Annotated in this window: 11 protein-coding genes, 1 tRNA gene and 1 pseudogene; 11 read left to right on the forward strand and 2 right to left on the reverse strand. The window is 72.3% G+C overall.

The window, feature by feature from the left end:
• The 10 genes and pseudogenes from ACFC79_RS10410 to ACFC79_RS10455 all read left to right on the forward strand — a co-directional run.
• Positions 1 to 621: pseudogene (locus tag ACFC79_RS10410) on the forward strand (prenyltransferase); the annotation flags it as partial.
• A complete protein-coding gene (locus tag ACFC79_RS10415) occupies positions 618 to 1,484 on the forward strand; it encodes a sugar phosphate isomerase/epimerase family protein (RefSeq protein ID WP_376237753.1) in 867 nt (288 codons plus the stop codon). The pseudogene ACFC79_RS10410 and the gene ACFC79_RS10415, both read left to right, overlap by 4 nt.
• A 21-nt stretch (positions 1,485 to 1,505) precedes the next feature.
• On the forward strand, positions 1,506 to 2,204 hold the full coding sequence (locus ACFC79_RS10420) for an EboA domain-containing protein (RefSeq protein WP_376237756.1): 699 nt from the start codon (positions 1,506 to 1,508) through the stop codon (positions 2,202 to 2,204).
• Positions 2,204 to 3,052 carry a TatD family hydrolase gene (locus ACFC79_RS10425; protein ID WP_376237758.1) on the forward strand — a complete coding sequence of 283 codons (849 nt, stop codon included), beginning with the start codon at positions 2,204 to 2,206 and terminating at the stop codon, positions 3,050 to 3,052. Before ACFC79_RS10420 ends, ACFC79_RS10425 begins: the two co-directional genes overlap by 1 nt.
• A gap of 4 nt (positions 3,053 to 3,056) precedes the next feature.
• Positions 3,057 to 4,232: a metabolite traffic protein EboE gene (gene eboE / locus ACFC79_RS10430; RefSeq protein WP_376237760.1), complete on the forward strand. Its 1,176-nt coding sequence runs from the start codon at positions 3,057 to 3,059 to the stop codon at positions 4,230 to 4,232.
• Positions 4,229 to 5,635: a nucleotide pyrophosphatase/phosphodiesterase family protein gene (locus tag ACFC79_RS10435; protein WP_376237761.1), complete on the forward strand. Its 1,407-nt coding sequence runs from the start codon at positions 4,229 to 4,231 to the stop codon at positions 5,633 to 5,635. The genes eboE and ACFC79_RS10435 overlap by 4 nt, the downstream gene beginning before the upstream one ends.
• A gap of 38 nt (positions 5,636 to 5,673) precedes the next feature.
• Positions 5,674 to 6,705: a sugar phosphate isomerase/epimerase family protein gene (locus tag ACFC79_RS10440; RefSeq protein ID WP_376237764.1), complete on the forward strand. Its 1,032-nt coding sequence runs from the start codon at positions 5,674 to 5,676 to the stop codon at positions 6,703 to 6,705.
• Positions 6,706 to 6,981: 276 nt separating this feature from the next.
• A tRNA-Leu gene (locus tag ACFC79_RS10445) sits at positions 6,982 to 7,069 on the forward strand.
• A 704-nt stretch (positions 7,070 to 7,773) separates the two neighbouring features.
• Positions 7,774 to 8,721 (forward strand): RimK family alpha-L-glutamate ligase, encoded by a 948-nt coding sequence (locus ACFC79_RS10450; protein WP_376237767.1) that lies wholly within the window; start codon positions 7,774 to 7,776, stop codon positions 8,719 to 8,721.
• Positions 8,718 to 9,557, forward strand: coding sequence for a RimK family alpha-L-glutamate ligase (locus ACFC79_RS10455; protein ID WP_376237770.1), 840 nt, complete (start codon positions 8,718 to 8,720; stop codon positions 9,555 to 9,557). Before ACFC79_RS10450 ends, ACFC79_RS10455 begins: the two co-directional genes overlap by 4 nt.
• 294 nt (positions 9,558 to 9,851) lie before the next feature.
• Here the strand turns inward: ACFC79_RS10455 and ACFC79_RS10460 are convergent, their stop codons facing one another.
• Positions 9,852 to 10,103, reverse strand: a complete 252-nt coding sequence (locus ACFC79_RS10460; protein ID WP_376238294.1) for a GNAT family N-acetyltransferase — start codon at positions 10,101 to 10,103, stop codon at positions 9,852 to 9,854.
• Positions 10,104 to 10,165: 62 nt separating this feature from the next.
• On the opposite strand from ACFC79_RS10460, the gene ACFC79_RS10465 reads away from it, so the two are divergent.
• Positions 10,166 to 10,627: a hypothetical protein gene (locus ACFC79_RS10465; RefSeq protein WP_376237772.1), complete on the forward strand. Its 462-nt coding sequence runs from the start codon at positions 10,166 to 10,168 to the stop codon at positions 10,625 to 10,627.
• A 60-nt stretch (positions 10,628 to 10,687) separates the two neighbouring features.
• Here ACFC79_RS10465 and ACFC79_RS10470 read toward each other — a convergent pair whose 3' ends face one another.
• Complete coding sequence (locus ACFC79_RS10470; RefSeq protein WP_376237775.1) at positions 10,688 to 11,335, reverse strand: class F sortase; 648 nt, start codon at positions 11,333 to 11,335, stop codon at positions 10,688 to 10,690.
• Between the last annotated feature and the right edge of the window lie 179 nt (positions 11,336 to 11,514).

The following is an 11,514-nucleotide window of genomic DNA, read 5'->3' on the forward strand; positions in this document are numbered from 1 at the left end:
GGGGGGGGGGGGGGCCGGGGGCGGGGCGGGGGGCCCGGGCCGGGGCCCCGCGCGGGGGGCCGGGGGGCGCCCCCGCCCCCGGGCGGGGCCGCCCCCCCACGGCCGGGTCCCGGCCCGGTACGCGCGGCCCTGCCCGCCGCCGGTCTGCTCGGCGCGCACACCTACGCCGTCACCGCCGTCTCCCGGCACGAGGCACGGGGCGGATCCACCGCCGCACCCCTCGCCGCACTCGCCGCCACGGCCGCCCTCGCCACCACCGTCCTGCGCGAACGGCACGCACCACGCGGAACCGGGACAACGGCACCGGAGACGGCACACGCCGCACGTCCGTCCACGGGCCGGCGGCACCGCCCGTCCCGCCCCCTCGCACCCGCGGCCCCGCGCCTCCTGGCCACCGCACTCACCGGTTCCTACCTCGGCACCGCGGGACACCCCCTCCTGCACGCCGCCCTCAACCCCTCCCCGCCGCTCACCCGGCGTGCTGTCGGGGGCGGCATCCGGGCGATGATCCCGCTCCAGGCGGCCCTCGCCGCACGCGCCGGAGCGGCCGGCACCGGACTCGCCGTCATGGGACTCGTCCCGCTCGCCCGCTCCCTCGCCCGGAAGGTGAGCCCCACATGACGATCCGCCTCGGCTACGGCACCAACGGGCTCACCGACCTCCGCCTGGACGACGCCCTCGAACTCCTCGCCGACCTCGGCTACGACGGGGTCGGCCTCACCCTCGACCACATGCACCTCGACCCCCTCGCCCCGGACCTCGCCGCCCGCACCCGCCACGTGGCGTCCGTGCTCCGGCGACTCGGCCTCGGCGTCACCGTCGAGACCGGCGCCCGCTACGTCCTCGACCCCCGACGCAAACACGGACCCTCCCTCCTCGACCCGGACCCCGAGGGCCGGGCCGCCCGCACCCGGCTGCTCGTCCGGGCCGTCGACATCGCCGCCGACCTCGGCGCCCACGCCGTGCACTGCTTCAGCGGCACCACCCCGCCGCACACCACCCCCGACACCGCATGGCGGCGGCTCACCGCATCCCTTGCCCCCGTCCTGGACGCCGCGGACCGCTCCGGCATCCCCCTGGCGATCGAACCCGAGCCCGGCCACCTCCTCGCCACCCTCGCCGACTTCCACCACCTGCGCGCGCTCAGCGACGACCCGGAACCGCTCGGACTCACCCTCGACATCGGCCACTGCCAGTGCCTGGAGCCCGACCCGCCCGCCGACTGCGCCCGGGCCGCCGCACCCTGGCTGCGCCACGTCCAGATCGAGGACATGCGCCGCGGCGTCCACGAGCACCTGCCGTTCGGCGAGGGGGAGATCGACTTCCCACCCGTACTCGCCGCACTCGACGCACTGGACGGACTCCCGGACACCGGCTACCGCGGCCTCACCGTCGTCGAACTGCCCCGCCACTCCCACGCCGGTCCCGAACTCGCCCGCAGGTCCGTCGAGTTCCTCCGCACGCACGGCCCGTCGAGCCGCTGAACCGCCGAAGGGACCCACGCCATGCCGACGAAGCCGCCGACTCCGGCGAGCACCCCGGGGACGACACCGCCTATCACACCGCTGCTGACCCGCGAAGAACTCGACGCCCGGCTCGGCGGAGCCGCACGCGCCTGGCTCGACGAGGCACTCGCCGAGGCCGAACACGCCGCCGCCCACGAGAACACCGACCGGCCGATCGGACCCCTCGGCGTCCCTCCGTGGGAACTGAGATACGCCACCGCCGGCCGGCACTGCGGACCGGAGCACGCCGACTCCGTACGCGCCCTGCTGCTCGTCGAGGCATGCGCCGCGCTGCCCACCGTGACCCGGCTCTACGAGCAGGGCACCGCCGCCGAACGGCGCGCCGTCCTGAGCGCGCTGCACCTGCTGGACCTCGGCCGCAGCGCCCTCCCGCTCGTCGAGGACGCCCTGCGCACCAACGACACCCGGCTGATCGCCGCAGCCGTCGGCCCGTACGCCGCCACCCACCTCGCCCCGCACGACTGGCGCCACGCCGTCCTCAAATGCCTCTTCACCGGCGTCCCCGCGGACGCCGTCGACCAACTGGCCCCACGCTGTCGAGGCGACGCCGAACTCGCCCGCATGCTCGGCGACTTCGCCGCCGAACGCATCGCCGCCGGCCGACGCGTCCCCACCGATCTCACCCGGGTTCTCGATCTCACCGCCCCCGGCCCCGCCGCCCCCACGGAGGAGTCCTGATGCGCATCTTCGACCCGCACATCCACATGACCTCCCGCACCACGGACGACTACCGGGCGATGTACGACGCGGGCGTACGCGCCCTCGTGGAACCCTCCTTCTGGCTCGGCCAGCCCCGCACCTCGCCCGCCAGCTTCCTCGACTACTTCGACGCCCTGCTCGGCTGGGAACCCTTCCGCGCCGCCCAGCACGGAATCGCCCACCACTGCACGCTCGCCCTCAACCCCAAGGAGGCGAACGACCCCCGCTGCACCCCCGTCCTGGATGCCCTGCCCCGCTACCTCGTCAAGGACTCCGTCGTCGCCGTCGGCGAGATCGGCTACGACTCGATGACCCCCGCCGAGGACACCGCGCTGGCCGCCCAGCTCCAGCTCGCCGCCGACCACGCCCTGCCCGCCCTCGTGCACACCCCGCACCGCGACAAGCTCGCCGGACTCCACCGCACCCTCGACGTCGTCCGCGAATCCCACCTTCCCCCGGAACACGTCCTGCTCGACCACCTCAACGAGACGACCGTGCAGGACGCCCTCGACAGCGGCTGCTGGGCGGGCTTCTCCGTCTACCCCGACACCAAGATGGACGAGGACCGCATGGTCGCGATCCTCAAGGCGTACGGAACCGAGCGGGTCCTGGTCAACTCCGCCGCCGACTGGGGAAACAGCGACCCGCTCAAGACCCGCAAGGTCGGCGACGCGATGCTCGCCGCCGGCTTCGGCGAGGACGACGTGGACCGGGTGCTCTGGCGCAACCCCGTCGCCTTCTACGGCCGGAGCGGCCGCCTCCAGCTCGACACCGCAGCGCCCGGACCGCTCCACGAGGGCAACTCCGTCCTGCGCGGCGGGGAGTGAGGCGATGCGCTTCCGCCACCCGGACGGCTCCACCGTCCACCTCGCGTACTGCACCAACGTCCACCCCGCCGAAACCCTCGAAGGCGTCCGCGCCCAACTGCGCGACCACTGCGAACCCGTCCGCCGACGGCTCGGCCGCGACCGGCTCGGCATCGGTCTCTGGCTCGCCGCGGACGCCGCCCGCACCCTCGTCGACGATCCGTCCGAGCTGCGTTCCCTGCACGCCGAACTCGACCGTCGCGGCCTGGAGGTCGTCACCCTCAACGGCTTCCCGTACCAGGGCTTCGGCGCCGACGAGGTCAAGTACCGCGTGTACACGCCGGACTGGACGGACCCCGAGCGGCTCGCCCACACCACCGACCTCGCCCGGCTCCTGGCCGGACTCCTCCCCGACGACGTCGCCGAAGGCAGCATCTCCACCCTCCCGCTCGCCTGGCGCACCCCCTACGCCACCGACCCCCACGCCGCCGAACGGGCCCGCACCGCGCTCACCACCCTCGCCCGACGCCTCGACGCACTCGCCGACCTCACCGGCAAGTCCATCCGCATCGGCCTGGAACCCGAACCCGGCTGCACGGTCGAGACCACCACCGACGCCCTCGCCCCCCTCACCGACGTCGGACACCCGCGCATCGGCATCTGCGTCGACACCTGCCACCTGGCGACCTCCTTCGAGGACCCCGACACCGCCGTCGACGCCCTGGACACGGCAGGCATCCGCATCGCCAAGGCACAGCTCTCGGCCGCCCTGCACGCCGAACACCCCCACCTCCCCGGAACGCGCGCCGCCCTCGCCGCCTTCGCCGAGCCCCGCTTCCTCCACCAGACCCGCACCCGTTCCCCGACCGGCCTGCACGGCACCGACGACCTCGACGAAGCCCTCACCGGCACGGCCCTGCCCGACACCGCCCCCTGGCGCGCCCACTTCCACGTCCCCCTGCACGCACCCCCCGCACCGCCGCTCACCTCCACCCTCCCGGTGCTCCGGTCCGCCCTGGCCCGACTGGTCGGCGGCCCGCACCCCCGCACCGCTCACCTGGAGGTCGAGACCTACACCTGGCAGGCCCTCCCGGCCGCACTGCGCCCCCGCTCACGCGCCCAGCTCGCCGACGGCATCGCCGCCGAACTCACCCTCGCCCGCGACCTCCTGACCGACCTCGGCCTCAAGGAGCTGCCGTGACCGCAGCCGAGCGACCCGGCACCCCCGCCGCACCCACCCCCCTCCTCGTCATCGACGTCGTCGGTCTCACCCCGCGCCTCCTGGAACACATGCCCCGCCTCAAGGCCCTCGGGCGCTCCGGCACCCGCGCACCCCTGGGAACCGTGCTCCCCGCCGTCACCTGCGCCGCCCAGTCCACCTTCCTCACCGGCACCACCCCGGCCGAGCACGGCATCGTCGCCAACGGCTGGTACTTCCGCGAGCTCGGCGACGTCCTGCTCTGGCGCCAGCACAACGGCCTGGTCGCCGGGGACAAGCTCTGGGACGCCGCCCGCCGCGCCCACCCCGGCTACACCGTCGCCAACATCTGCTGGTGGTACGCGATGGGCGCCGACACCGACATCACCGTCACCCCCCGCCCCGTCTACTACGCCGACGGACGCAAGGAACCCGACTGCTACACCCGGCCGCCCGCCCTGCACGACGAACTCACCGAGAAGCTCGGCACCTTCCCCCTCTTCCACTTCTGGGGCCCCGGCGCCGGCCTCGTCTCCTCCCGATGGATCATCGACGCGACCCGGCACATCCTGGAGACCCGCAACCCCGACCTGGCCCTGTGCTACCTCCCGCACCTCGACTACGACCTCCAGCGCTACGGCCCCGACGACCCCCGTTCGTTCCGGGCGGCGGCCGACCTCGACCGGGCCATGGCCCCCCTCCTGGACGACGCCCGCCGCCGGGGCCGCACGGTCGTCGCCCTCTCCGAGTACGGCATCACCCGTGTCGACCGGCCCGTCGACATCAACCGCGCCCTGCGCCGCGCCGGCCTCCTGGAGGTCCACACCCAGGACGGCATGGAGTACCTCGACCCCATGGCCTCCCGGGCCTTCGCCGTCGCCGACCACCAACTGGCCCACGTCTACGTGCGCCGTCCCGAAGACCTCGAAGCCACCCGCGAGGCTCTGAGGGACCTCCCCGGCATCGAGCAGCTCCTCGACGACGAGGGCAAGAAGACCCACGGCCTGGACCACCCCCGGTCCGGGGAACTGGTCGCCGTCGCCGACCCGGACGCCTGGTTCACGTACTACTACTGGCTCGACGACGCCCGTGCGCCCGACTTCGCGCAGCTCGTCGAGATCCACCGCAAACCCGGCTACGACCCCGTCGAACTCTTCCTCGACCCCCAGGACCCCTACGTCCGGGTCAGGGCGGCGACCGCCGTGGCCCGCAAGAAACTCGGCATGCGCTACCGCATGGCGGTCGTTCCCCTGGACCCGTCCCCGGTTCGCGGCAGCCACGGCCGCCTGCCCACGAGCGAAGACGAAGGACCGCTCATCCTGTGCTCCACCCCCCGCGCGTTCACCGGCCCCGTCCGGGCCACCGAAGTGAAGTCCCTGCTCCTCGAACTCGCCGGACTGCACTGACGACGTCCCGATCCCCGCCTCCCCGAAGGAGTCCCTCCATGAGCCGCCGCACCTCGGCCGACGCAGAACTCGCCCACCGGCTCGGCAGGCGTTCCCTGCTCGGCGTCGCCGCCGGAGCCACCGCCGCCGCGCTCCTCGGCACCGCCGCCCCGAACGCCTCCGCCCACGACAAGCCCCACGGACAACCACTGCTGCCGCCCGGACGCCTCGGCATCCAGCTCTACACACTCCGCGACAAGGTCGCGACCCTCGGTTTCGGCAAGGTCTTCGCCGAACTGGAGGCGTACGGCTACGACGAGGTCGAATACGCCGGGTACACCCAGGGCTCCGCCGGCCCCATCACCCTGGACCGGCTGAAGCGGCTCACCCACGACCACGGCCTGCGCGGCATCGGCAGCCACGTCGGCTACCACGACGACAACAACCCGAACGCGTACACCTTCGCGCAGAACCTCACCCAGGTACTCGACGACGCCCAGACCCTCGGCCTCACGCACATAGGCACCGCCTCCGGCCCGTTCCGGTACGGATCGACCGTCGACGCCTGGAAGCGCGCCGCCGAGGACTTCAACAGCTACGGGGCCGCGGCCAGGGCGCGCGGCATGAAGTTCTACCAGCACAACCACGCCGAGGAGTTCTCCTTCGCCACCGACCGGCCCGACGTCCGCCTCTACGACGTGCTGCTCGCCGAGACCGACCCCGACCTGGTCTTCCTGGAGATGGACATCTACTGGGCGTACGTGGGGCAGTACCGGTTCGGCAGGCGGGCGGACGGCACCCCGGACACCTTCGACCCGCTGCACTACGTACTGAGGCACCCCGACCGCTACCCGCTCTTCCACGTCAAGGACGGCGAGCACGACGAGACGGCGCGCGACGGGTACCGCATGGTCGACGTCGGGGACGGCGACATCGACTACCGGGGCTTCCTGAACGCCGTCACCCGGACGCACGGCGGCCGCCGCGACCACCACTGGCAGGTCGAGCACGACCAGCCGATCGTCGACGCCTTCACCACCGCCCGCCGCTCGGCCGCCCACCTGCACTCACTGCGCCGCAAGGGCTGCTGACCGCAGCGGGCGGTCCTCCTCGCACCCTCGGCGCGAGGAGGACCGCGGGCGCCGGGACGGCTGTGGGCGCCGACGACGAAGGGCCCCGCCGCACGACCCGCGGACACCGTCGGTGAGCGTGCGTATGCGAAACGTGCGGATGGCGGGAGTCCCGGTGCCGGCCGGACCCGACGAGCCCGCCGCACCGCACTGACCACCGGAAACGTGGGTGAGAGGCACCCGGAACCCCTGGTATTGTTTTCCATGTCGCCGCGGGAGACCGGGGCCGATCACCTAGTCCGGGTGGCGGAATGGCAGACGCGCTAGCTTGAGGTGCTAGTGCCCTTTATCGGGCGTGGGGGTTCAAGTCCCCCCTCGGACACCATGGTCAAGCGACCGAATGAGGCTGGTCAATCCGACATCGAGTCGGGTCGACCAGCCTCATGGCATTCCGGGAATGTCATGAAGCCCGCCACGGATTGCGGCGGGCCCCATGATGCTCCAGCTGGTCAGGCGGGCCGCCCGGTCCGATGCGAATCACGTCGGCCGGGTGCAGGCCGCCGAGCCCCGGATCGCCGCGGCCCGGCCTGCTGTCTCAACACCACGCGTGCGCTCCCAGAACATCGTCCGGAACCGGCTCGCACTCGACTTCGGTCCGGATGCCTCACGATGGTCGTCCAAGTCCGGCACACCGCTCGACCTGCGCCACGAGATCGGGCCGGGCGAACACGACGACGCTCCCGACACGCCCTCGCGGCCCCGACGGAGTCCACCGTGCCCACGGGTGGCCTTGCCCGACCCGTCCCCTTCGTGCAACGGGCGCGCGTGGGCCCGTGGCACGCCACGCCGCCGGTTCCGCAGGACAGATCCGTGTTCTGTGCCCCGGGGCGGGCTCGGCTGTGCGAGGCCATCCGCTCCGCGGCCGCGCCCGACGGAGAGCTGTTCGGATGAGGCAACGCACCATCAGTAACCCCCGGTGGCCGCTACTTTGGGCTGAGCGTGACGTAGCGTTGCCCCTTTGGCGGTGTTCGGAAGAGCACTGCAAGGCATCGTTGTGCCCTCAGTCATGGGGCACCGAGGGGTATTGGGATGAAGCTCTGCTTCCTCGTCGAAGAGCTGTACCGGCATGACAGCATGCCGCTTGACGTGGTCCGGCAACTGTCATCGTGGGGACACCAGGTGGACGTGGTGTGCCCCGGCAGCTCACTGCTGCGGATCTCGGAAGAGGTGCGGGCGGGCACCCATGACGCCTGGGTGCTCAAGACCGTGTCCGGCGGCCCCGGGCTCAGCCTGCTGGAGGCCGCGGCGGCCGTGGGCCTGACCACGGTGAACGACGCGCGGTCGATCCGCGCGGTGCGCGACAAGGTCCTCACCTCCGTCATCGCGCGACAGCACGGGCTGCCGGTTCCGGTGACCTATGCGGCACCGAGGGCCACGCTGTTCGCCGACGTTCCCGAGGAGCTCTTCCCCCTGGTGATCAAGCCCGCCGACGGGAGCTCGGGGCGCGGCGTGCGGCTCGTGTCGGACCCCGGGCGGCTGGCGGAGACGGAGCAGGCGGGGGAGGGGCAACTCGTCGCACAGCCCTACGTGCCCAACTCCGGCTCCGACCTGAAGGTCTACTGTCTCGCGGGCGAATTCCACGCGACCCTGCGCCGCTCCCCGCTCCACCCGGACGGGCCGCTCGACGAAGGAGCCGTTCCGCTGCCCGCCGAGGTGGCCGCAGCGGCGGCGAAGGTGGGAGCGGCTTTCGGCCTCGATCTGTACGGCGTCGACGTGGTGCTCGGACCCGACGGTCCCGTGATCGTCGACATCAACGACTTCCCGAGCTTCCGCCAGGTACCCGATGCCGTATCCCGGCTGGCCGGAGCCGTCCTCGACCTGGCCCGGACGGGCGGTGCCGGCAGGACGGCCGTGCTCGCCCCGGCCCCGCTCATTCCCGCTCAGCCGCGGATTCCCCATGGTCTGCCCCGTCCGCACCCCGTCCCCGGCCCCGAGGCGGACATGCTGGCAGCCGTGCCGGGAGCCGCGCAGAGATGAGGGTGTGTCTGCTGACCGACAAGCCGGACCATCCGCTGCTCGCCGCAACCGCTTCCGTACTGACCGAGGCGGAGCACCGGGTGACGTTCCTGAACCCGGACATCGGAACCGGATCCCCGTCGGAACCGGTGCCCCCGGACGATCTCGCCGACGTCTACCTCCTCAAGGCCCATACCCCCCGGGCACTCGCGCTGGCCCGATTCCTCGAGTCGCACGGCGCCCGGGTGGTGAACTCCGCCGACGCCACGGAGCTGTGCCAGGACCGGAGCCGGACCGCCGTCGTGGCGGAGGGTGCCGGCCTGCCGATGCCCAGGACGTGGACCCTGGACGCGCTGTCCGAAGCCCTTGACGGAGCGGAGCGTCCGGAGAGCGGCTATCCGCTCATGGTCAAGAGCCGCCACAGCCGGCGCGCGGACCTGGTCGCCCGTGTGGACGGCCCGGTCGAGCTCCGGGACCTTGCCGCCGAGTGGTCCGACGAGCCCGTCGTTCTGCAGGAGTTCGTCGCGAACAGCGGCTGGGACCACAAGCTGTGGGTGATCGCGGGAGAGGTGTTCGCGGGGGTGCGCCCCGCGCCCGTGGGCGCCCCTCCGGACGGTGCGCGGGCCGCACCACTGGTCGGTGAACTTCCGCAGTCCTGGACCCGCCTCGCCCTCCGCACGGGAGAGGTCTTCGGCCTGGACGTCTACGGTGTCGACGTGCTGGACCGCGAGGGGGCGCCCGTCGTCGTCGACATCAATGCCTTCCCGGGCATCCGCGGGCCGAGGGGCGCCCCCGCGGCGCTGGCAGCCCTGGCACTGCGAAGCCCCCGGACCGGCCCTCCCGCCCACGAGGTCTGACCCACCCCGGCCGCCGCCACCGGGAATGCGCCCGGGGTGCCGGACCCCGACACGCGCAGCCCGTCGCGGGCCCATGTGTACGCGACGAGCAGCAGGCGTCGTTCCGCAGGCGGGTCCGACGCGTGGCGGAGGCGGCGGACGGTCCGGACACCGTGCCTCTCACCCGCGGACACGGGACATGCCTGTGCGACGGCCGGTGGCCGTCGCACAGGAGTGGGGGCTGCCGGTGGGTGAGGGCCGCAGGGGTGTCGGCGCCGCAGCCGCCGGGTGCCCGCCAGGGGGACGGGACAGCGCTCAGGAGGCGGGCCCGCCGGCCAGTTTCCTTTCCCAGAACACTTCGTCGCGCCATGCGCCGTCGGCGTAGAAGTGATCGTGGGCGATGCCCCAGGAACTGAATCCGTGCTTGCGGAGGACCGCCTGGGAGGCGAGGTTCTCCAGTTGGGTGTGTGCCTCCAGGCGATGCAGGTCCAGCTCGTCCTCGGCGATCCGCAGGGCCAGGCCCACGGCGCGGCTCGTGTGCCCGAGTCCCTGGTGGCGGGAGGAGATCCAGTGGGCCTTGGGTCAAGGCCCGTGACAAGCTTCCCCGCAGTGTCATTCCGGTGGTCTTCGTGCTGAACACCATCCTGGTCGTGCTCTTCCAGGTGAAGTGCGCCAAGGGATCCGAGACCCTGGACGGCTCCGTCGGTGCGGCACGCAAGGCCGGTCTGATCAGTGTGGTGGGGTGTCTCGTCCTGGTCGTCGGCAACATCACCACGGCATGGGTCGCAGGGGCATTCGCACTCGCGGCAGTGCTCCTCTTCACCTTTGCCGAACTGTGGCAGTCGTCGAGCGCATTCGGCCTCGGATTCGGGCCGGCCCCCGAGGCGGCGAAAGGGGAGTACCTGGGGGCCTTCCATCTCCACATGGTTGCTCAGGCCACCGTCGGACCGGCAGTGGTTTCCTTCCTCGTGATCCGCCACGGCTCGTTCGGCTGGCTCGCCATGTGCCTGATCTTCCTGGCCGGCACGGTCGCGATCGGGCCCGCGGTGCGGTGGGCCCGCACGAGCAGGACGACAGCGGCGTCCGCCTGACCCCACCGCTCCGCCCGGGGCGGCGGAGTTCATGAACCGTCCACGGCCGAAGTCCCGGTCTCAGCTCCGGGTGGCGTACACGATGAGGTTGTCCACCGGGTGCCCCTGGGAGTCGAAGGCGCCGTCACAGGTGATGAGACGCAGGGCACGCTCGTCGGTGGCGCCGTAGACCTTCCCGGTCGGGAACGCCTTCTTGCTGACGGTCTCGGTCCCGGTGACCCGGAAGTGCAGTTCGGCGCCGCCGTCGTTGTGGACCGTGATGTCCGCACCCTTGGCGATCTTCTTCAGGTCGTGGAACACGGCCTTGCCGAAGCGGGTGTCGTTGTGTCCGATGAGAACGGCGGCTCCGCGTTCGCCGGGTGCGGGGTTTCCCGTGTACCAGCCGACCGTCATGCCCTTGTCGGCGGGCGGCACCTCCACGGTGCCGTCCCCGTTCAGACCGAGCCGCATCACCGTGCTGTTCACCCCGATCGACGGGATGCCGACCCGGACGGGCCGAGCGGTGGAATCGTCCTTCCCGGGAACCTCCCCTTCAGTCTGCTCGGCGCCCTGCGGGGAATCCGGTGACACCGACGTGGTGGACGAGCCGGCCCCGTCCTGGTGCGCGGCGGACGGGGCGTCCGCTTCGCCGGAGGAGCAGCCGGCGAGGGCGAGACAGAGGAGAGCCGGAAGAACGGCGCGCCGGAACAGCAGGGGGATGCGGGACATGGTGGCTCCAGGAATCGCGGGGGAAGCGGGGGAACGGGACGGGAGCGGGAGACACGGTGGCGGCGCCCCCGCCGGGGCGGCGCCCCGAGGACAAAAGCCCCCCCGGCTGTTATAAAAAACAGAAGCAGCCGACGAACATATATTTGTTTTTGTGGGGGGTGGCCGGAGGATTAAAAAAA

The organism is Streptomyces sp. NPDC056061, assembly GCF_042266885.1.
GTDB lineage: Bacteria > Actinomycetota > Actinomycetes > Streptomycetales > Streptomycetaceae > Streptomyces.